The sequence below is a fragment of the Sphingobacterium haloxyli genome (assembly GCF_002980525.1).
Taxonomy (GTDB): Bacteria; Bacteroidota; Bacteroidia; order Sphingobacteriales; family Sphingobacteriaceae; genus Sphingobacterium; species Sphingobacterium haloxyli.
This window is the reverse complement of the sequence record NZ_PVBQ01000013.1, coordinates 1-21344: the sequence shown is the minus strand read 5'-3', so window position 1 is coordinate 21344 and position 21344 is coordinate 1. Positions and strand designations below refer to the sequence as shown.

Sequence of the window (21344 nt, the reverse complement as noted above, 5' to 3'; positions counted from 1 at the left end):
TTTTTTATCGCGGAAATATTCCCTATTTTTAGGCACTATGAGACGATATATTTTCTGCATTCTTCTAGCTTTTCTTTTTACGAATCACTTTTCTTTTGCACAATCCGCATTTTCCAGCAGTTCGTCAAATATACAGCTGCAGATAGAACGGCTGAATGTCTTAGGATCCGTACTGTATTTCGCAGCGCATCCCGACGACGAGAATACCAAGCTCATATCCTACCTCGCTTCTGAACGTAAAGTTCGCACAGCTTATCTTTCATTGACGCGTGGTGACGGTGGTCAAAACTTAATCGGTACGGAGCAAGGCATTGAGCTGGGGTTAATACGGACGCAGGAACTGCTACAGGCCCGAAAAGTGGATGGCGGAGAACAGTACTTTTCTTCTGCATTTGACTTTGGCTTCTCCAAAACATACGACGAGACTTTTAAATTCTGGCAAAAACAAGCGGTATTACGGGAGGCTGTATGGCTTATCCGAAAGTTACAACCCGATGTCATTATTACACGCTTTCCACCCGACGAACGTGGCGGCCATGGCCATCACCAAGCTTCTGCCATACTCGCTCATGAAGCTTTTATAGCCGCAGCTGACCCTAAAATGTTTCCAGAACAGCTCGCGGAGGTAAAAACCTGGCAGGCAAAACGCCTGCTCTGGAATACAGCTAGTTTTATGCGGCTTCAAGGAGATGACTCCAATCGGCTTCGCATCGACATTGGCCAATACAACCCCTTACTTGGCAAATCCTACGGAGAACTGTCAGCCGTCAGCCGTTCACAACATAAAAGCCAAGGGTTTGGCACGGCAAGTACTAATGGTGTCTCACTCGAAACGTTCGAAAACGTCGACGGTTCAATAGCGACAGAAGATCTGTTCGACGGCATTGATCTGTCTTGGAAGCGTGTTCCCCGTAGCGAGTCCATCCAATTAGCGATCCAAAAACTGTTGTCGTCTTTCGATGCGAACAAACCGCAGCTTGCTATCACACAACTCGCCAAAATATGGCATGAGATTCAAAAATTAGAAGACAGCTACTGGAAAGAAAGAAAGAGCAAAGAAGTAGAGAATATTATTCTCGCCTGCGCGGGAATAAAAATTGAAAGTCTTTCACCGAGATTACGGGTAGTCGATGGACAACCAATCGCCTTTCAGACGGAAGTCGTCGTGCGAAATCCAGATGTCCACGTGGAACTTTTGCGCATCAACGATACCGAAATCAAACAAGCGCTCCCTACAAACGAAGTAACGACCTTTGAACAGGTTCTCCCACCGACAGCAATCACCCAACCGTATTGGTTACGCAAACCACACACACTGGGCAAGTTTGACGTTGGTCCGGAAAATTTCGGCTATCCCATGAATCCCGATTTGCCGGCAGCTCACATCCATCTCAAAATTGCCGAGGTTCCCCTTGTTATACAAACCCCAATACAATACCGCTATGTCGACCCTGTGAGGGGAGAGCTGCACGAATATGTGGAAGTTGCGCCAGTGATTACGGCCGCTATCGACGTCAATAATCTGCTTGTTCAACAAGGTGAAAGGAAAACCTTACATGTGGCATTCCAGAACCAGCGTAACACGGACTACGAAGTACAAGTCGACGTACATCTTTCTTCCAGGGGATGGAAAATATCTCCACAAAGATTGACTTTATCTTTCGCCGGCGGGCAGGATATCCTTTCCAAAACACTGGAGATAACCAATGTGAATGCTGAACAAGAAGAAGCTATTTTAAGCTTCGTAGTAGATGAGAAAAAGTTGAAGGGTATCCGCGAGATTACACACAACCACATTCCTCGACAAACATGGTTCCCCGATGCCGAAGTAAAACTGAACCCTATTACTTTGGTCAATCCCGTTAAACGGGTCGGCTATGTCATGGGCGCGGGCGACCTCGTTCCAGAGGCTTTACGAAATATCGGGACCGCGGTTGATATACTCAATATTACCGAAATTAGCTCGGGTGTATTACAGCGATACGATGCGGTTGTATTTGGTGTGCGTGCCTTAAATATGAATACACGTATTACACAAAAACTGCCTTTGATTTATGATTACATCCAGGAAGGTGGCGTAGTCTTAATGCAATACAATGTAAATTCCAGACTGCAAGAAGAGCACTTTTCACCCAAACCGGCGCCCTTCACTATCACCCGCACCAGAGTAACAGAAGAGGACGCGAAAGTCACTTTCACCGATCCCAATGATCCTGCACTAAATTACCCGAACAAAATTACATCCAAAGACTTCGATGGTTGGGTGCAGGAACGAGGTCTTTATTTTGCAGAAAACATTGATCCGCGTTACCAAACGCCACTTGCGATGGGCGATAAGAACGAGCCTTCACACGCGGGATCTTTACTCATATATAGAATGGGAAAAGGGAAGTTTGTTTATACTTCGTTATCTTTTTTCAGACAATTACCTGCCGGAGTTCCCGGGGCTAATAGATTATTTGTAAATTTGTTAGCAAAAGAAAAATAGATATAACTTACGAAATGGAAAATCAAGTAGAAAAGAACGCGAATGTTAATCCGACAGCCATTATTTTATTGTTAGGAACGGTATTCTTCGCCTTGATGGCTGTTATTGCCAGTGGAACTATACTAGGTGTTATCACGGGTGCTATTGTGGGGTTAGTTATTGCGATCATTTTTGTCAATTTCATCCTTCCCCATAAACCACATGACAGATAAGGGCCTTCCTCCTTTTGTAAAAAGCTGGCGGCAATTCTATATACTCGTTTGTATATGGCTTGTCGCGTGCATTTTACTCATGTACTGGTTTACTAAAAATTATTCATGAGTACTATTGACTGGATAGTACTCTTTCTCACGCTCTTGCTCATTGTCGCCTACGGGGTCTACAAGAGCAGGGGAATCAAAAACATCGATGGATATATCGTTGGCGACCGCGAATTGCCCTGGTACAACGTAGGGCTTTCGGTGATGGCAACACAAGCCAGCGCCATCACATTTTTATCGGCGCCGGGCCTCGCTTATTCCTCGGGAATGAGCTTTGTTCAGTTTTATTTCGGCCTGCCCCTGGCCATGATTGTTCTCTGCATAACTTTTGTGCCTATATTCCATCGATTAAGGGTGTACACCGCCTACGAATTCCTAGAAAAAAGATTTGATGTAAATACCAGAGTACTCACCGCATTACTCTTTCTTGTGCAACGAGGTGTGTCCACCGGCATCACTATCTTTGCCCCCTCCATTATCCTTTCCAGCATTCTGCACCTTGATGTCACCTATACGACACTGATTATCGGGACCATGGTGATCTTTTACACCGTCTGGGGTGGAACAAAAGCGGTTTCGTATTCCCAGTTATTACAAATGGGCATCATATTTACCGCTTTATTGGCTGCAGGTGTCATGGTCGTACACTACCTCCCAACGGATATCGGTTTTAAAGAAGCCTTGCATATCGCAGGGAAATCAGGCAAGACCAACGCCATAGATTGGAGTTTCGATCTCAATAACCAGTACACGGTTTGGACCGGGCTCGTTGGTGGATTCTTTCTTCAGCTTTCTTATTTTGGTACCGATCAAAGTCAGGTAGGGCGCTACCTCACGGGGTCTTCTATCCGGGATTCTAGATTAGGACTTCTCATGAATGGTTTACTAAAAGTGCCGATGCAGTTTTGTATTTTATTGATTGGCATCTTGGTTTTTGCTTACTATCAGTTTCACACGCCCCCTTTATTTTTCAATAATGTAGAGGTTGCCAAAATTGAAAATAGCGTCTATAGCGATGAATACGAGCATATAATAGTGCGTCATGAAGCCGTCGGCGAAGAGAAAAAAGAGTGGGTGGAGAAATTAGTCGCTGCTATTAAAGCCGACGATTCCGAAACGATTAACGCTTCCCGTCAAGCTCTGCAGGAAAAAAACAAACAAAACCAGGAATTAAGAAAGGAAGTGGAGGCGTTGTTGCAAAGGAATAACCCCGATGCAGAACTCAATGATAACAACTATATCTTTCTTTCTTTTGTAACGAGTACATTCCCAAAAGGGCTTATCGGATTGCTGATTGCCATCATTTTTTTGGCGTCTATGGGAGCAACCGCCAGCGCCATAAATTCGTTGTCGTCCACCACCGTTGTTGATATTTATAAACGATTTATCAACAAAAAGGGTTCCGATGGGGGATATCTCCGCGCATCAAGGCTATTTACCCTCGTTTGGGGTATCCTCACTCTTGCTGTAGCGCTCTACGCCAGTCAGCTCGGAAACCTCCTTGAGGCCGTCAATATTTTAGGTTCACTTTTCTACGGCACTATCTTAGGAATTTTCCTTGTTGCGTTCTATGTAAAACGTATTGGGGGGAAAGCTGTATTTTGGGCCGCTGTACTCTCCGAAGTTGTTGTTTTCGGAATCTGGAAAGCGGATATCATGGCTTATCTATGGCTCAACTTAGTCGGCTGTGTATGTGTAATCATCTTCGGATTGATCTTACAAACGACGCTCAAATTAAAAGTACCGTCGGTATAAATTGTACAGAACACGCCTATCATAATCAGTCAATTCTTTACTGAGATCGGTAATAATAAATTTCCGCTTAAATGCAACAATAGCTGCATTAAGATTGCTAACGTCGTAACCAATGATACGGAGTGCATCCACATAGTTAAAATTGGCAGGAGGGGGCATGAGGTTACTATCATCATACCATACTCCAAAGCCTTGCTCGGCTAAGCGTTTCCAAGGGAAAAGTACACTTGGATCATTCTTTCGTGCCGGCGCCACGTCGGCGTGTCCTAGAAAATTGGTGAATGGTATCTGGTACTTGGTCTTTAGCGTATCCAATAAAACGAGTAGGGCATTTATCTGAATATCCGGAAAGGGTTCCTTTCCGTTATTATCCAACTCGATCCCGAGAGACACGGAGTTCAGGTCTGTAACATTTCCCCATTTCGATCGCCCCGCGTGCCAGGAGCGAAGATAGTCATTCAACATCTGCACGACGCGGCCGTCTTTACCGATGACGTAATGTGCAGATACCTTGGTATGTTCTAACTGAAATGTGCGTATGGTTTGTTGTATACTATTTTGTGCCGTATGGTGGATAATGACAAAATTCGGCTTTCTAATGTCGTAATGAGCAGCTTCCGACCAATCCACATTCTTGTTAATGCCTTCACGCATCAGCATCTTGATTTTATCTTCGGTCGTGACCGCTACGGGTAGGGCCATCACCTGTTTTTCTGCTAACGATGCTGCTACCGAAGGAAGTTTTAGGGAGTCCGGGTCGAGTTTGATGGTATCTGCGCGGAGCACAGGTGCGCTTGCATTATGCAGTATGCGCTGCTTTGGTGTACCGCAGGACGTCAACAGCCAAAAAACGATAAGGAAATAACAAAAACTTCTCAAACGTTACGATACTTTCTCACACAACCATTCATACTATCTCGGTAAAGCATAAGTCAAACCTAAAGCCAGTGCTTGGCTATATTGTACTTTATCAGCCTCCGCTGAATTATAAACCATAATACCGCTTAGGGAAACGTTAACCAAATTCGTTACTTTGGCCGTAAGCGTCGCGTCCAATCGGTGATCGGGATCACTAATTTCCTTATAATCCGCAAATAGATTATACCTAGCCTTTAAGTTGAGGTTCTTCGATAAGTTCCTGTCCAAATTAGCGGTTATTTGAAAGGCCAAGTCATTTCTAAATCTCAGCCCGGGCTCCACACCATATACTTCGCTTCCCCCTTCCGGTTGTGCGATGCGATTGTCTAAAAGCAATGTCTGCCTAGCTGTGCCGGTACCAAGACGAAGGGAAAATGTATTGTCCGGTTTGTATTCCAAACCGAATGACTCCGTAAAATAGCCTGGCGCCATAAACGCCGAAACCGTATCCGTAATAATTTCGTCGTTTGTCTCCTGATCTCGTCCGTATTTATAACCGACGTCAAACTGGGATTCAAACGTAACCGAAAAATAGAGTGCCCAACTTTTGGAAAGTTTGTGCGCGATTTTATGATCCCAAAAAATCCGGTCGTTATTCTTTTTCGCCAGCTGATCTTTATTTCGAATTTTTCCGTACCGCAGGTCCAGCTCCGTTACATACTGAAAGTTATTCTTATTATACTCGGATTTATGCCAACCTAACAAACCAATCGAAATAGAATTCACCCCTCCCGCGTTCCAGTTTTCACTGAAGGAGGCTTGATTCATGTTTACTCCAAATTTAGTCCAATGTTTCCAATAATTAATCTCCAGGTCCAGCTTTGGAATGGGTACCGAAACTTCCTGCAAATTAGCCACAGGTGCCTGGGGCTTCGCCACAATATTGGTATCAGGTTTTTCCCTTAATCCTTTAAGGTCGACCTGCGCAACACTTATCTGACTCATAACGAGCAAATAAACAACAAACAGAACGTTTATTTTTTTAAGCATGACGTTTTAATTATTTACTTCCAAATCAATTTCCGGCAATTTCGGTAAAAAGCGCAAGTTAGGATTTAATTTAAATATTTCATACTTGCTTTTGATATAAGTTGTCAACTCGTAGGGTGAGGCAACCGAGACAAAATAGTAGGAGGGTCGGTAGTTGCTCATAAAAATTCCAAGCTGATCTCCGGTTAAGCCGGTAACATTGCTAACGAGATCACGCGTAAATTTGGAATCAATCACATCTTCCTCATATTCGCGCTGAACAAAACGCGTAAAGCGCTTCGCATTCTTTCGCTCTTTACTAAATAATCCGTAAAGCATATCGATACTGACGCCCGCACCTGTTGCCCCTTGGCTGAAAACGTCCCTTGGGGCAGCTAGTTTATATGCTTTGTTGTATTCCTCCTGTCGGCGGCGAAAAACCTCCTCGGGCGACTGCCGAGCTACGACCCTTACTTCAGGTATATAAATAGAAGTACGATCCAAATAGACCATAAGTACTTGTTGTCCGGTGTACTTGATGGTATCAGCCACGTACTCCTCTTTAGATGTTATTATCAAATCTCCTAAGGAAACCCCAATCTCAAATTCGCCGCGGGCATTGTTGAATGTATTTTCTTTGGTATCGTCGTTTTTGATAAAAGCTTTTCCCACCCGTTGATTTGTACCTTTATCCAATACAATGCCCTGCACAGTTTTAGTCTGTGCTACTGTCAAAACGGGAACATATAGAAACAAAAAAAATAAGAAGATATACTTTAGGGTCTCCACTTTATAAAACTAAGGGAAAAGAAACGTATAATACGAAATTTTAACATTTTTTAGTCCATAACGGCGATCGTCACTTATTATTTAGGTCATTTCGAAATCACCAATAACTGACCCACTGAAAGATCGTCGGACGACATGCCATTTAGCTGTCTGATCTGTTCCATGGTGACGCCATGTCGTTGGCTAATATTGTACAGCGTGTCCGTTGCTTTTACTTCGTAAATAACCATGGCTACCGCACTTTTCAACTCATCGTCGTTCGTTTTGACCGCCGGTTCTACAACTTCTTTCTCCTCGATAATTTCCTCTATCTTTTCTTCCCGCTTCTCCTTGTGGGCATAAGATTCTGATCGATCGTATTGATAGAGCTGGTACCGTTCAATGAGGTTGACAAGCAGTTCTGGATAGCGCGGGTTCGTAGCATATCCCGCATCTTTTAAACCTTTTGCCCAGCCCTTGTAATCGTTCTTGTCTAATGTAAACAGTCTTTCATAGCGTTTTCTCAATAGAAACTGGCTGTGATCCCGAAACGAGTGCTCGGGATCGTTGTATACGCGAAAACAATCCCGCACGTGGTCGTCTGGACGTGTAATGGATTTTCCTTGCCAAATACCACCACATTTTATCCCGAAATGATTATTGGCTTCACGCGCAAGATAGCTATTGCCGTTCCCCGACTCCAATAGCGCTTGTGCTAACTTTATGCTTGCAGGAATACCATATTGGTTCATTTCGGCAATGGCAATATCTTTATACCGATCAATATACGCTTGTCCAGATATAAAGGCTGCTCCCGAAGCGCGAGCTTGGTCAGTTTTCTTATTTCCGGTATTTGGGTGCCGAAGCGTTGTTCTACGCGAAGCGCAGGATCCGAATACCAGCAGAACAGTAGCGAATATCAGCAATATACCTAAACCCTTGTATTTCATTTTAGCTGTAGGCTATAAACTAATTTATCGACTTTAATCTTATCAATTATATAATTACAACAACAAACGTTGCCCCATCGATAGTTTCGACGATTGCAAATTATTCCTTCGTTTTAAAGCTTCCACTGAAGTATTGTAACGTGTTGCTAAATCCGATAGTGTCTCCCCCTTTGTCACGACGTGGGTTACTCCCGGTGTAAAATCTACAGACATGTCATTGGCTTCCATGGAACGTAACAATATATCCTGTTGAATTTTTGTTGCTCCGCTCTTTGCTAACATTCCTTTGTCAGCGGATCGCTGCTGTACTTGATCATATTTATCTAAATTATAGCGTCTAATAGTCGCTAGGACTTTGGGAGTCCAGCTACTTAAACTCGTATAACCAGCTTTAAAAATACCTTTGACCCAGCCCTCATAGTCATCTGCATCATATTTATCAAAGAGTACCCTGTTTGCTTTTCGTCGCTGCATCAATCCTACAAAATCCCGATAGGATTCCTCGGCCGACCCGTAACCCTTATATGCCGACCGAATGGCTTTACTTTTATTTTTTCCTTTGATTCCGAAATGATTATTAAGGTGTTTTGCTACGCGGCTATTGCCATATGCACTCTCATGAAAAGCTACCGCTAAAATAACAGAAGCTGGCACTCCTGTTTCGATCATTAATTGTTGAGCTAGGTCTTTGTGCTCCGCAATATAACTACTTGGTGAAAATTTTTGTGCAATGGTCGTGGTGACCGTAAACACAAACATTAGTAGTATCATTACATACTTACCAATACTTGTTTTTTGCATATTATTTATTTTAGTTAAACCATCACTTTTTGCGCAATACAAAAAGTCCATCTCTAATGGGCAAAATCAGCTTTTCTACACGGCTGTCCTTTGCCACGGTTTCATTTAGTTCGATCACCTTTTTAGTTTGGCTATCTGGATGGTCCGTTAAAACCCTTCCTTTCCAAAGTACATTATCTATTAATAGCAACCCCCCACTGACAACGCGATCGATGAGCGTTTCGAAATAATACAGGTTTCTTTTTTTATCAGCGTCAATAAACACCAAATCAAAGTTACCTTCAATTTCCGGGATGATCTCAGCAGCATCCCCAATATGATACTTTATTCGATCTCCAAAAGGAGAGATATCAAAATAACGTTGTACGCGTTCCTCCAGCTCTTCGTTGATATCGATGGTGTGTAACACGCCTTCTTTATCAAGACCTTCTGCCAGACACAGTGTAGCGTAGCCGGTAAATGTGCCTATTTCTAATATTCTTTTGGGCTTCACTAGTTTCGCTAACATCGCAAGCACCCTTCCTTGAAAATGACCGGACAACATATGAGGCATTGTCTCACGTAAATAGGTTTCCCTCGCTATACGCTTCAGAAGCTCGCTTTCTGCATCGCAAGTCTTCTCTAAATACGTATTTATTACGTCTTCATTTTCAAGCATAGTCGCAAAACTACTAAGTAGCATCTTAATACAAAAAACTTTAACATAAATTAAAGCTCGCGTTGTTTACCCCCCGTAAATAAAAAAGGCCTCTTTTGCTATCAAAAAAGGCCTTTTTTACATGGTTTGCTATTAATCCAACGATGCCATAATCAATCTTAAAAATTCTGATCGTGTAACATCGTTCTGAAACGCTCCTGTAAATGCAGAGGTGGTCGTGACAGAATTTTGCTTCTGTACACCGCGCATCGCCATGCACATGTGTTTACATTCTATCACCACTGCGACACCTGCCGGCTTAAGCGTTTCTTGTATACAATCCCGTATTTCATTGGTTAATCGCTCCTGTACCTGTAGTCGTCTTGCAAACGCGTCTACAACACGCGGAATCTTACTTAAACCGACAATGTGTCCATTAGGGATATAGGCGATATGCGCTTTTCCAAAAAAAGGAAGCATGTGGTGCTCGCATAAAGAGTAAACCTCGATATCCTTTACCACTACCATCTGACTATATTCTTCTTCGAACATAGCACTACGCAATACCTCCGCAGCATCAACGTCATTGCCATGGGTTAGAAACTGTAGCGCTTTAGCAACGCGTTCCGGTGTCTTGACCAACCCCTCCCTTTCCGGATTTTCACCGAGAGCGCGCAAAATCGCGGGGTAGTAAGAAGCAATTTCTTCTACTTGTTTTTGATTATATTGATCGATTTTGATATAACCATCTTGTTCTTCGCTTTCGAAGGCTGTTAGATTACTCATTTGTTTAAATTAAAAATGGCTTTTACTTATTCACCAAAGTATTCGACAAAATTATTCTCTGTTTCGTACAATTTGACCGCATGCAACTGTACATTTTCTTGATCAAAAAAGGGCTTTAGTACTTGAAATATCGCGACGGCGATAACTTCTGTAGAGGCTTTCTTACCCTGCATAAAGTCGACATCAAGGTTCACGTTCTTATGATCTAACTTACTGATAACGTGCTGCAAAATGATGCTTTTCATCTTTTTAAGGTCAATTAAAAAACCTGTTTCAGGATTTATCTCGCCTTTTACGGTCACAAAAAGCTCATAATTGTGGCCGTGCCAGTTGGGGTTAGAGCAATTGCCGAATACGGCCTCGTTTTGCTCCAGAGACCAATCCTCCCGATATAGCTTATGTGCGGCGCTGAATCGTTCGCGCCTCGTGATGTAAATCATAAAGACAAAGATAGCGGATAAAAACTAGATTCTTAGTATCTTCACCGCTTAAAGCGATAGTTCCACATGAGCATTTTAGTTGTAGCCGCCACCATCGAAGAAATAAAGCCTTCTCTTTCTTTCTTGAAGGAAAAACGTATACCTTATCTCATTACCGGAGTAGGCATGGTAGCCACGACCTACGCATTGGCAACGCATTTGCAGCGGCACAAGGTCGATTTACTAGTCCATGTCGGAATTGGCGGAGCATTGGACTCCTCAGCACCCTTGGGAGAAGTATATCAAATATATACAGACGAAATATTTGGATTGGGCGCCGAAGATAATGGTACATTTTTATCGATCGAGGAGCTTGGCTTCGGAAAACGGGTGTATACCGAGAAGCTCCCGATCAACATCCAGCTTCCTAACATTCAGAAAGCGAGGGGCATCACGGTCAATAGTGTACACGGATCAGAGGCTAGCATCCTGCGACTACATCAACAATACCAAAAACCTTTGATTGAATCTATGGAAGGAGCGGCAGCCTTCTTCGTTGCCGAGCAGCAAAATATCTGCTGCTTGCAATTCCGGTCCGTCTCGAATTATATCGAACCCAGAAATCGAAACGCCTGGGAAATTGGGCTCGCAATCAAAAATTTGAATGACTTTCTACAGCACCTTTTAAGGTTGATAAATTAATTGCTATAAACCTGTTTCTCCTTGTCAAAACAATGCTATTTTTACGTTGTTTCGATCCTTTTTTACGTATAATCCATTACGAAATATCAATTAATTATAGTAGTTTTGCGATATTCAAAAAAGACACAATTTTACAACTGATGAGAGAAATACAATTCAGAGAAGCGCTTCGTGAGGCATTGAACGAAGAAATGCGTAAAGACGATAAGATATTCTTGATGGGCGAGGAAGTCGCTGATTACAACGGGGCTTACAAAGTGAGCCAAGGCATGCTAGATGAATTTGGGCCAAAACGTGTTATCGACACTCCGATAGCAGAGCTTGGTTTTGCTGGTATCGGCGTTGGTGCAGCGATGAATGGCCTTAGACCTATTATCGAATTTATGACCTTCAACTTCTCGTTGGTCGCTATCGATCAGGTCATCAATTCAGCAGCAAAATTGCACCAAATGAGTGGCGGGCAATTCTCTTGTCCGATTGTTTTCCGCGGACCAACAGGTAACGCAGGGCAGCTGGGTGCTCAACACTCCCAAAATTTTGAGAATTGGTACGCGAACACACCTGGTTTGAAAGTTGTTATTCCATCCAATCCTTATGACGCGAAGGGTTTGTTAAAAACTGCAATTCTTGACCCAGATCCTGTTATTTTTATGGAATCAGAAGTCATGTATGGAGATAAAGGATCGGTTCCGGAAGAAGAATACTACTTGCCTATCGGTAAGGCACATACTGTACAAGAAGGTACAGATGTAACCGTGGTATCTTTTGGTAAAATGGTTCCTCGCGTAGTCATACCTGCTGTAGAAGAACTAACAAAAGAGGGTGTTAGTGTAGAGTTAATCGATTTACGCTCTGTTCGTCCTATTGATTATACGGCTATTATCGAGTCTGTGAAAAAGACCAACCGTTTAGTAGTGGTAGAGGAGGCTTGGCCGTTAGCGTCTATTTCCGGCGAAATCGCGTTTAAGGTTCAGAAAGATGCTTTCGACTACCTTGATGCGCCAGTTATTCGCGTAACGTCTGCCGATGTTCCTCTTGGTTATGCTCCAACGTTGGTGGAAGCAAGTCTGCCAAGCATCGCCAAAGTAGTAAAAGCGGTAAAAGAAGTGTCTTATATTACCAAATAGATTCATCCCTCTTTCTGAGGAATAATATAATTGGAAAAGAGTCTTCTATGTATATGGAAGACTCTTTCTTTTTTCAATTTTTCTTATATTCACCCCCATAACATACTTTTATATGAAAAGATTATTTATTACCGGTTTTGCTTTATGTATGGGCCTCTTTTCGTTTGCTCAAAAGACCGTAGACTTTAGACTCAATCCGGAAGTCGGAAAGCCTCTTCAACTCAATATGCTTATGAAGACAGATGTAGATGGTCCTCAAAGTGTAATCATGGATATGAATATGAAAATGGAGTTGCTTCCGGCGAAAAAAGAAAACGAAAACTTCACTCTGGAAAATGTTATCAAAGCGATTAAGGCGGATATAGATGCCGGTATGATGACGCTGTCTTATAACTCAGAAGAAGAAGCTACAAGTGAGGCCGCCAAAATGTTAGGTGAACAATTCTCCAAAATCATTGATCAAAAAATTTCATCTGTTGTTACGGAAAAAGGGAAAACGATAGATATCGACTTACCAGCTAGTTTCGCTGCACAGGGATTCGACGCGACCTCTTTTTCTAACTTATCACCTTCTTTTCCGGAAAAGGCGGTGGCGCTGGGGGAGTCTTGGGAGACCGCCACTGAAGTAGCAGAAAATCCTTTGTTTTCAAAAATAGAAATGATCTCAACCTTCCGCGAAGAGAATGCTGATGGATACATTATTGATATCAAAGGTACGATGTCACAGGAGTCTGGAGAAGAAATCGGTCATATGTCTGGCAGTTACACCTTAGACAAACTAACCCACTTCACAAAAAGCAGTTCTATAAAAACAACGATTGAAGCACAAGGTGCTAAAATAATCAGTGATATAGAGACAACAGTGGATTGACGTAATGTACACGAAGTATCGGTGACATACGTATCAAGATAAAAGCCGATCCTATTATGGGATCGGCTTTTATCGTTTATGCTATTTATAATAGACTGCTAAGCATTTATTTCTTCTTTATAGCCATCTGCAGACAACAATGCATCCACGTCAGCGGGATTGCTCAATTTTACACGGATAATCCAACCTTCTCCATAGGGATCTGTGTTGACCAATTCAGGCGACGCATCAATTGCCTCATTCACTTCCAAAACCGTCGCATTCACAGGCATAAACAAATCAGAAACCGTTTTAACAGCCTCAACCGTACCGAATATTTCATTTGCAGCTACTTCTTCGCCGACAGTGTTGATATCAACAAAAACAATGTCGCCTAATTCGCGTTGTGCAAAATCTGTAATTCCAATAACGGCCTCGTCACCTTCGACACGAATCCATTCGTGATCTTTCGTGTATTTTAATTCTGCTGGAAAATTCATATCTATATTATTTGCCCAAAAATATAATTATCCCATGAGATAACCAAAAATTCATTCGTTCTTGCTTATATTCGTTCAATGAACCAGCAAGTCGAAAAACTATACCGCATCGCGCAACAAAAAGAGCGTCGTATCATCGGACTGATGTCCGGAACATCATTAGATGGTTTGGATATTGCTCTGTGTCGTATTGGAAGCAGTGGTCAAGAGACGACATTATTTCTCGATAATTTTACCACTATTCCCTACGATACAACTTTTCGTCAACGCATTCGGGAGATATTCGCCAAACGCCATATAGACCAACAATTGCTGTGCGCGTTACACGCCTATGTCGGAAAAACACATGGCGAGCTCATTAATCGCGCATTGGAACAATGGAATATTCCCTCATCGGATGTGGATTTAATCGCCAGTCACGGGCAGACGGTGTACCACGCACCTCAGCGTTTGACTGGGGAAACAATCTTGCCGAATAGCACCTTACAAATTGGAGATGGTGACCACATTGCCCACATAACGGGCATCATCACGCTGTCAGATTTTCGACAAAAGCACGTGGCAGCCGGAGGAGAGGGGGCACCATTAGCTGCCTATGGGGATTTTCTTCTCTTTTCCTCAGAGACAGAAAACAGGTTTCTGCTCAATATAGGCGGGATATCTAATTTCACATTCCTCCCCAAAAAGGAAAGTGAGCTGAAAGCGTATGCTACCGATCTAGGACCCGGAAATACAATGATGAACCAGTTCGCTTTTGAACAATACGGATTGGAAATGGACGAGAACGCCCAAATAGCGAAAAAGGGAACCGTAGATATCGCACTTTTGGAGGCGTTGTTGACAGCTCCCTTTTTACACGCGGATTTTCCAAAGACGACTGGGCCGGAGCTGTTTAATTTAGCTTATTTGAGAGAAGCCCAAACGGTTTCGAATACTTCATCAATTGCTCCAGAGAACGTGTTAGCAACCCTAAACAAATTTGCAGCGCAAGCGATAGTAGACGGCATCATACGTGCATCGGCAGAGCTAGAAGATGTACACATATATGTGAGCGGGGGCGGTATCTACAATCCTTTGTTAATGAAGAACATCCGTGATGTCTTTACCTCCGTATCTGTCTCCTCATTTAGCTCGTTGGGATTAAATCCCGATGCTAAAGAGGCCTGTCTTTTTGCGCTCCTTGCCAACGAGACCATTGCAGGTTCACCATCCCATGTCCAACAGATTAAAGATTCTCCTGCGATATGCATGGGCAAAATTAGCCTGCCTTATTGATCTAAAGCGTGGTGGATAAAGCGCTTAAACGGTAAAATGCGTTTGGCAGTATCAACAACCTGCTGTAACGATTTAGTACCTGTTATTTCCGCGTCGGTAAAGGATTTGTACAAGATATAACTTTTTAATTTCATTACCTCGATATGGGGGTCTTGTTCGCTATAGCCTGCGGGAGCTCTTTTTAATTTGTCTTCGGTAGATAAATCTCCAACTGTCCAGCCTCCTTGTGCAAGCGCATCGACCATCTCCTCAAAATTGTAATCTATTTCCTGCCGAATAGCATTCAAATGATGTTTTTCCGGACGCCAATATCCTGCCGCCAAAAAGTGTTTTCCTGGCTCAATGTGCAGATAGTATTCCGGGCCGTCTAGTTTCCGGCCATCTATCGAAATCCCAGCGGCGAACCATGTCTTGTACGGCGTTTTGTCTTTTGAAAATCGGGTATCACGATATATGCGGAATAGACATCGCGAAGCTTGTATATCTGTATTGATGTGAGGATCAAACTCCGATAGCGCAACGATTAGCGCTGTTATATACTCTTTTATATTCGCGAGCGCCGTTTCATATGTCGGCTTGTTTTCCTGAAACCATTCCCGATTATTGTTTTTTTGAAGCTGGTTCAAAAAGTCCAATGTTTGTTTTTCTACCTTCATATCAGAGTGTACTTTTTAAAAACAAATAAACCAAAGGCGCGGCAACCAACAAGCCGTCAAACCGATCGAGCAAGCCGCCATGTCCCGGCAATAAATTCCCAGAGTCCTTAACACCCACGTTACGTTTCAGCATGGATTCTACCAAATCGCCAAGTGTTCCGAATATCGCAATAATCAAACCCATACATACCCAGCACCACATTGGAAGGATTGCAAAATAATGCGAAAGGACGAATCCTGCAAGGGCAGCAAACACGGCACCTCCAAAAAATCCTTCCCATGTCTTATTTGGGGAAATGCGTTCAAATAATTTACGCCTTCCAATACTCCTCCCGGCGAGGTAGGCACCTGTGTCATTGGTCCATAGAAGAATCAAAAAACCAAGCGGGATATATGCGTTGTATATACCATTCACAAATCCCAGACTCATAAAAAAAACGAAGGGTATAGCGGCGTATATTAATCCAAAAAGCGAATACGCTACGTCTTGCATGGGATGCACCGTTTTACGGAAAAGTGCCGCTATATAAAGTAATAAAACGGCTGTCACGCCAAGGGGTAGAATAGCATAGGGGAGAAGGTCTAAAAGTACCATGTCCACTAAGACCAATCCCAAAGCGGTAACCCCAACACCTAGAAAGACCAAAGGTTGGGTATGCTGGGTGTGCACCATGCGATAAAACTCATATACACAATAAGTGGCTATCAACGAAAAAAGAGACACAAAAACATAAGGCCCAAGCAAGACAGCCCCTATTAAAACCGCAATAAAAAAAAATCCTGTTATCGCCCTAGTTTTCATCTGTTTCTGACTCGTTTTCCGCTATTAATTCTTGGGCATGTCTGAAATCGCGTTCATTAACGAAAAGGTCTATTTTTCCAAACATGAAGGATGAATCCTGCTTGTTGAGCAAAACAGCGGGAATTCCATTCTCCGCTAGCACCTGTTTATCTATTTCTCCCCGAATGGCATCGGTGTATGTCTGTAATTTAATCCAACCTTTTTCCATATAGCCTTAGTCTTGTTATGTACTGATAAAATATAAAAGCAATGATGATACTGAAAACGAAGCTACCAAGATACACAATTATCGGATAAGAATCACCTTCCATGAGTTCCGCATAGCTTTTGCCCTGCGTAGCATAATAAAAAGCCAGTATAACCACCATGCTATTATTAACAAAATGAGCAATATTAGCTGTCCAGATATTCCGTGTCCAAACGACGAGATAACCAAAAAACACGCCGAGGATTAAGCGAGGGAAAAAGCCGTAAAACTGTATATGTATCGCACTGAAAACAAGCGCAACGACCCAAACAGCAACATATTCATTTTTAAAAATCCGTGTTCCTATTTGTAGTAACGCGCCCCTAAAGAATAGCTCTTCGCCTATACCCGGCAAAATCGCCATGACGACAATGTTTAACAAGAGCCTATCCCAAGAAGCCGTCATAACAATGCTCTCGGTCAGCAAAGCCATCTCGTCCTCTTTTATGCGCATCCACTCTTCTATAAAGCGCCAAGTCTCCGGCAAACGCATATTGGCATTCCACTCCGCAATCAGCGACATACAAGGTGAAAAAGCAAAGAGAAAGAGTATGCTTAAAACATAGGTCTTCCAATCGTTAAGATTTTGACGAGGGAACAATTCTTCCGCTTTTTTCTTGCGCTGAAAAATATATGCTGGTAAAATAAATGTAGCTGCAGAGCTGATTCCCAATACCAAATAGGCATAATACTGCTGCACTGGATTTGCTCCTGATACCTTTGAAAAAAAGTCGATATTCCCAAAAAGAAAATACCCCAGTCCGCCGAAAATTAGTGAAACAGCGAAAACACAGATAAACAGGACCATAATCAAAAAAAGCAGGTCTCCCCATGGGCTCTTTTCTTGTACCTCGGATGTATTCATAGATTAAAAATAGGTATTTCATCCGTTTTAATACATAAAAAGGAGTGAAATTCACTCCTTTTTATGTATTGTTACTTTACCCGCACAGGATCTTTGGGGTCTTTTAATTCCTTGTATGGGTAGGTTTTCATCTCTTCCAATAAAATAGCAATGGTTTTCTCCAATTGCGGATCCCTTCCTTCGAGCAAATCTTTCGGCATCTGTTCTACAAAAATATCGGGAGCAACGCCTTTATTTTCGATAATGTAGTTGCTGTCTAGGTCGAATATTCCAAAGTTTGGCGAGGTTATACGTCCGCCATCCAACAGCGGCGGATATCCCGAAATACCCACTAGTATTCCCATTGTCGTACGCCCTACGAGCTTTCCAAGGCCTTTGAAACGAAACATATATGGCATCATATCCCCTCCGGACCCTGCATTCTCGTTGATAATCATCGCTTTCGGACCATAAATACCATTTCCCGGCGTAGTAAAGCTCCTTCCGTCACGGATCCGCCAACCGGATATAAGTTCCCTAGACAATAAATCGATGACATAATCCGCGACCCAACCACCACCATTGTTTCTTTCATCCAATAAAAGTGCTTTCTTATCCATCTGGGAAAAATAATAGCGGTTAAAATAGGCATATCCTTCCGGTCCCGTATTTGGCATGTACACATACGCGATTTGGCCTTTACTAAGCTCATCTACTTTTTTACGGTTAGATTCCACCCATGCCATCCTGCGCAAACTGGTCTCCTGTCCAAATGATATAGGTTTTACAACAATTTCCCGCGCTCCGGTCGATGATGGCGTATCATTGATTTTCAAGGTCACCTGTTTATCGACCGTATTTTCCAGCAACTGGAAAATATTAATTGACTCATTTAGGGGAATACCGTTCACTGCAACAATATACTCCCCTTCGCTGACGTTTAAGCCGGGTTCAGCAAGTGGCGCCCTGAGCGACGGATTCCAATCTAAAGTAGTATATATCTTGTTGATCTTGTATCCTTTTTCTACTACGTCGAAATCCGCTCCTAATGTACCCGTTTGCACAGCGGGCGTTGCCGGTTCGTCACCAGGATATATATAATTATGTCCTACGACCATTTCACCCATCATCTCGTTCAACAGATACCCTAAATCTGATCGATGTCCTACGTATGGTAAAAATTTCTCATACTTTATCTTCATTGCATTCCAATCGACGCCGTGCATATTCTCTACATAGAAGAATTCCTTCTGCATTGCCCATACTTCATGAAAAATCTGTTTCCATTCCGCTACCGGATCTACTAATTGCTTAACGTCTTTAAATTCTATCTTTCCCTTTCCAGGGGCGGGTTTTTGTCCGGCATTCACAATGAAAAAGTCGCGATTGCTTCGATAAAGCATTTTCTTTCCATCTGCGCTGATATCAAACCCCGAAGCATTTTCGACCAACTTATTGTCTTCCAATTTCTTTAAGTCGTAGGCACCAATCGTATTGCCACGCATATAAGTCAACATGTTTTCCGTCGTCCCATTCAACGAATAGCGACCAGGAGAGAGGGGTAGCGCAATGATACGGCGGCTTATATCTTCCAGATCAACTTTTGTTACTGACTGCTTTGATTTATCTTCCCTAGGCTTTTCTTCAGATTTATCTTCCTTTTCTTTATTCTCCTCTTTTTTGTTTTTCGTTTTGTCGTCCGTTATTTCTTCTTCGTCGCTTTCATTTTTAAACAGGGACGGTGTTTCTTTTGAAAGAATAAAAGCGTAAACATTATAATTTACATTTCTTTCATAAGCTGTCATGTGTAGTCCTGAATTTGTCAAACCGGTATTCGTACTTGCAGAGAAAAAAAGGTACTTTCCATCCCGACTAAAAGTTGGTTGGTTGACGGCACTCATGCCGTCTGTGATCTGCGTGGACTGTTTTGTTTGCAGGTTGTACATAAATAGCGTACGAACACCATTTCTTAGACTTTTGACATAAGCTATCCAGTCAGAGTCAAAGGACCACGAGGGCTGAAAATGATTGGAAACCCTACCTGTCGTTGAACTAAGGTGGTCGTCGTCTACCAGCGTTATTTTCTTGGTTTCTATATCCACATAGTAGAGATTGAGATGGGCATCATTATAGAAAAGCTTTTTACTATCAGGCGACCAACTCGGTTGGTAATAAAAAGCAGCTTCTCCTAAGGGAATATAAATCGGTTCGTTTTTAGCCATTTGATCGCGTAGTACCAATTCGTATTTTCCATTTTTATCGGAAATAAACGAAATCCATTTTCCATTCGGGGACCAAGCTGGGAAGCGTTCGTGCGAAGCAGGCGCTTTAGAAATATTTCGTGCATCACCTTTTTCTTTCGGTACAGTAAATATTTCTCCCCTATTCTCGAATAGTACTCTTTGACCTGTTGGAGAAATGGTGTACGAACGAATATCCTTTCCAACATCTATATAATGCTGCCGCTTGTACATGGCATCGGCATTCACATTGATGGCTAGTCTTTTCACATTTTTCGTAGCGGTATGAAGGATATGCACGCGGCCGGCATATTCAAATGTAAGCTCATTTCCTTTTCCGCTCAGCGTACGCACATCGTAATCTTTATAATTTGTCAGTTTCTCAATATTTTTAGTTTTCGTATCATAGCTGAAAATATTTACTATTTTGTCTCGATCTGAAAGAAAATAAACCTTGTCGCCCAACCAGATGGGCTTCACATCGTTGCTGTTTTCTCCTGGGATGATTTCTACTTCTTTTGTTTGCGTATCAAAGATCCAAACAGAAGGCATGCCGCCTCCGCGATAGCGCTTGAACGCTACGCGATCCCTTTCCGTAGGATCCGTGTTTTTAATATATGCCCAATAACGACCGTCGGGAGAGGGGCTTCCTTGATAGGCTTCCGGCATTAACAGTGGAGAAGCTAGTTCTCCGTTCACCGATGTTTTATATAAACGGGGGCCTAAAGAGTAGGTGAACTCTCGCGTACTTGTGAAATAAACCTCGTCGTTATTTAGCCAGCCGCGAAGTATATCTGAGGTGGGGTGAAAGGTAATCCGTCGTGGCGTTCCCCCTTGTATAGAAACCACATAGACATCGGTGTTTCCATCGTAATTGCCTGTGAAAGCAATCTGCTGGCCATCCGGCGAGAAGATAGGATTCTGCTCTACGCCGGGATTTACTGTCAAGCGCCGCGGGTTTTCACCATTTTTATTCGCTATCCATACGTCTCCAGCATAAACAAAAGCAATATGCTTATCGCTTATATCTGGGTTTCTCAAAAGTAGGGTTTCTTGTTGCGCTTTTGCTCCTAAAAACAAAAAGCCCGAAAGAAAAAGTGCGTGTAAGGCCTTCGAAAATTTATTCTTCATACAGATTATTGATGATTGCTGCCAAAAATAGTAGAATTTATCCTATACGTTGGATTCATATCAGAGATGTTGCAAAAAGTTTTATTAAAAATAAAGAGGCTGTCTCAAAAGTAATTTTTGAGCAGCCTTTTTTTATTTTCTACTATTCTCCACATTATTTCTATTTTTTGTTGATATTTTATTCATCTATCCTGTTGTATATCAGCGTTCTGATCCCTA

The 21344-nt window shown here is 42.5% G+C and carries 21 protein-coding genes; 7 read left to right on the top strand and 14 right to left on the bottom strand.

Annotated features, from left to right (window positions below; all coding sequences use genetic code 11):
• Window positions 1-37: 37 nt before the first annotated feature.
• From C5745_RS15000 to C5745_RS14990, 3 genes are all read left to right on the top strand, one after another.
• Window positions 38-2488: a PIG-L family deacetylase gene (locus C5745_RS15000; RefSeq protein ID WP_105717827.1), complete on the top strand. Its 2451-nt coding sequence runs from the start codon at window positions 38-40 to the stop codon at window positions 2486-2488.
• A gap of 14 nt (window positions 2489-2502) precedes the next feature.
• On the top strand, window positions 2503-2700 hold the full coding sequence (locus C5745_RS14995; RefSeq protein ID WP_105717826.1) for a hypothetical protein: 198 nt from the start codon (window positions 2503-2505) through the stop codon (window positions 2698-2700).
• A gap of 105 nt (window positions 2701-2805) precedes the next feature.
• Window positions 2806-4503 carry a sodium:solute symporter gene (locus tag C5745_RS14990; RefSeq protein ID WP_105717825.1) on the top strand — a complete coding sequence of 566 codons (1698 nt, stop codon included), beginning with the start codon at window positions 2806-2808 and terminating at the stop codon, window positions 4501-4503.
• Here C5745_RS14990 and C5745_RS14985 read toward each other — a convergent pair.
• From C5745_RS14985 to C5745_RS14950, 8 genes are all read right to left on the bottom strand, one after another.
• Complete coding sequence (locus C5745_RS14985) at window positions 4483-5382, bottom strand: N-acetylmuramoyl-L-alanine amidase (protein ID WP_243403366.1); 900 nt, start codon at window positions 5380-5382, stop codon at window positions 4483-4485. The two genes, C5745_RS14990 and C5745_RS14985, sit on opposite strands and share 21 nt — an antisense overlap.
• A gap of 33 nt (window positions 5383-5415) precedes the next feature.
• Window positions 5416-6366 carry a DUF3078 domain-containing protein gene (locus tag C5745_RS14980; RefSeq protein WP_243403365.1) on the bottom strand — a complete coding sequence of 317 codons (951 nt, stop codon included), beginning with the start codon at window positions 6364-6366 and terminating at the stop codon, window positions 5416-5418.
• 51 nt (window positions 6367-6417) lie between these two features.
• Entirely contained in the window at window positions 6418-7125 is a 708-nt protein-coding gene (locus C5745_RS14975) for a hypothetical protein (protein ID WP_133166358.1), read from the bottom strand.
• 140 nt (window positions 7126-7265) lie between these two features.
• Window positions 7266-8108: a glucosaminidase domain-containing protein gene (locus tag C5745_RS14970; protein WP_105717822.1), complete on the bottom strand. Its 843-nt coding sequence runs from the start codon at window positions 8106-8108 to the stop codon at window positions 7266-7268.
• Window positions 8109-8162: 54 nt separating this feature from the next.
• Entirely contained in the window at window positions 8163-8909 is a 747-nt protein-coding gene (locus C5745_RS14965; RefSeq protein WP_165793105.1) for a glucosaminidase domain-containing protein, read from the bottom strand.
• 22 nt (window positions 8910-8931) lie between these two features.
• Complete coding sequence (locus C5745_RS14960) at window positions 8932-9591, bottom strand: O-methyltransferase (RefSeq protein ID WP_394342077.1); 660 nt, start codon at window positions 9589-9591, stop codon at window positions 8932-8934.
• 108 nt (window positions 9592-9699) lie between these two features.
• The gene (gene folE, locus C5745_RS14955) at window positions 9700-10332 is read right to left on the bottom strand and encodes a GTP cyclohydrolase I FolE (protein WP_105717819.1); all 633 of its coding nucleotides are present in this window, start codon (window positions 10330-10332) and stop codon (window positions 9700-9702) included.
• A gap of 26 nt (window positions 10333-10358) precedes the next feature.
• Window positions 10359-10772: a 6-pyruvoyl trahydropterin synthase family protein gene (locus C5745_RS14950; protein ID WP_105717818.1), complete on the bottom strand. Its 414-nt coding sequence runs from the start codon at window positions 10770-10772 to the stop codon at window positions 10359-10361.
• Between the two features lie 66 nt (window positions 10773-10838).
• Between C5745_RS14950 and mqnB the strand changes: the two genes are divergently transcribed.
• From mqnB to C5745_RS14935, 3 genes are all read left to right on the top strand, one after another.
• The gene (gene mqnB / locus C5745_RS14945; protein WP_105717817.1) at window positions 10839-11453 is read left to right on the top strand and encodes a futalosine hydrolase; all 615 of its coding nucleotides are present in this window, start codon (window positions 10839-10841) and stop codon (window positions 11451-11453) included.
• A gap of 140 nt (window positions 11454-11593) precedes the next feature.
• Window positions 11594-12580, top strand: a complete 987-nt coding sequence (locus tag C5745_RS14940) for a pyruvate dehydrogenase complex E1 component subunit beta (RefSeq protein WP_105717884.1) — start codon at window positions 11594-11596, stop codon at window positions 12578-12580.
• A gap of 112 nt (window positions 12581-12692) precedes the next feature.
• Window positions 12693-13451, top strand: a complete 759-nt coding sequence (locus tag C5745_RS14935) for a DUF6263 family protein (protein ID WP_105717816.1) — start codon at window positions 12693-12695, stop codon at window positions 13449-13451.
• A gap of 98 nt (window positions 13452-13549) precedes the next feature.
• On the opposite strand, the gene gcvH is transcribed toward C5745_RS14935, so the two are convergent.
• Window positions 13550-13930, bottom strand: coding sequence for a glycine cleavage system protein GcvH (gene gcvH, locus C5745_RS14930; protein WP_105717815.1), 381 nt, complete (start codon window positions 13928-13930; stop codon window positions 13550-13552).
• Between the two features lie 78 nt (window positions 13931-14008).
• On the opposite strand from gcvH, the gene C5745_RS14925 reads away from it, so the two are divergent.
• Window positions 14009-15205 (top strand): anhydro-N-acetylmuramic acid kinase, encoded by a 1197-nt coding sequence (locus C5745_RS14925; protein WP_105717814.1) that lies wholly within the window; start codon window positions 14009-14011, stop codon window positions 15203-15205.
• Here the strand turns inward: C5745_RS14925 and C5745_RS14920 are convergent.
• The 5 genes from C5745_RS14920 to C5745_RS14900 form a co-directional block, all read right to left on the bottom strand.
• Window positions 15199-15861, bottom strand: coding sequence for a DUF2461 domain-containing protein (locus C5745_RS14920; RefSeq protein WP_105717813.1), 663 nt, complete (start codon window positions 15859-15861; stop codon window positions 15199-15201). The genes C5745_RS14925 and C5745_RS14920 overlap by 7 nt on opposite strands.
• Window position 15862: 1 nt before the next feature.
• Window positions 15863-16663 (bottom strand): phosphatidate cytidylyltransferase, encoded by an 801-nt coding sequence (locus C5745_RS14915; RefSeq protein WP_105717812.1) that lies wholly within the window; start codon window positions 16661-16663, stop codon window positions 15863-15865.
• The gene (locus C5745_RS14910; RefSeq protein WP_105717811.1) at window positions 16653-16871 is read right to left on the bottom strand and encodes a putative signal transducing protein; all 219 of its coding nucleotides are present in this window, start codon (window positions 16869-16871) and stop codon (window positions 16653-16655) included. Before C5745_RS14910 ends, C5745_RS14915 begins: the two co-directional genes overlap by 11 nt.
• Window positions 16852-17775: a CPBP family intramembrane glutamic endopeptidase gene (locus C5745_RS14905; protein ID WP_105717810.1), complete on the bottom strand. Its 924-nt coding sequence runs from the start codon at window positions 17773-17775 to the stop codon at window positions 16852-16854. The genes C5745_RS14910 and C5745_RS14905 overlap by 20 nt, the downstream gene beginning before the upstream one ends.
• A gap of 71 nt (window positions 17776-17846) precedes the next feature.
• Entirely contained in the window at window positions 17847-21125 is a 3279-nt protein-coding gene (locus C5745_RS14900; RefSeq protein ID WP_105717809.1) for a S41 family peptidase, read from the bottom strand.
• Between the last annotated feature and the right edge of the window lie 219 nt (window positions 21126-21344).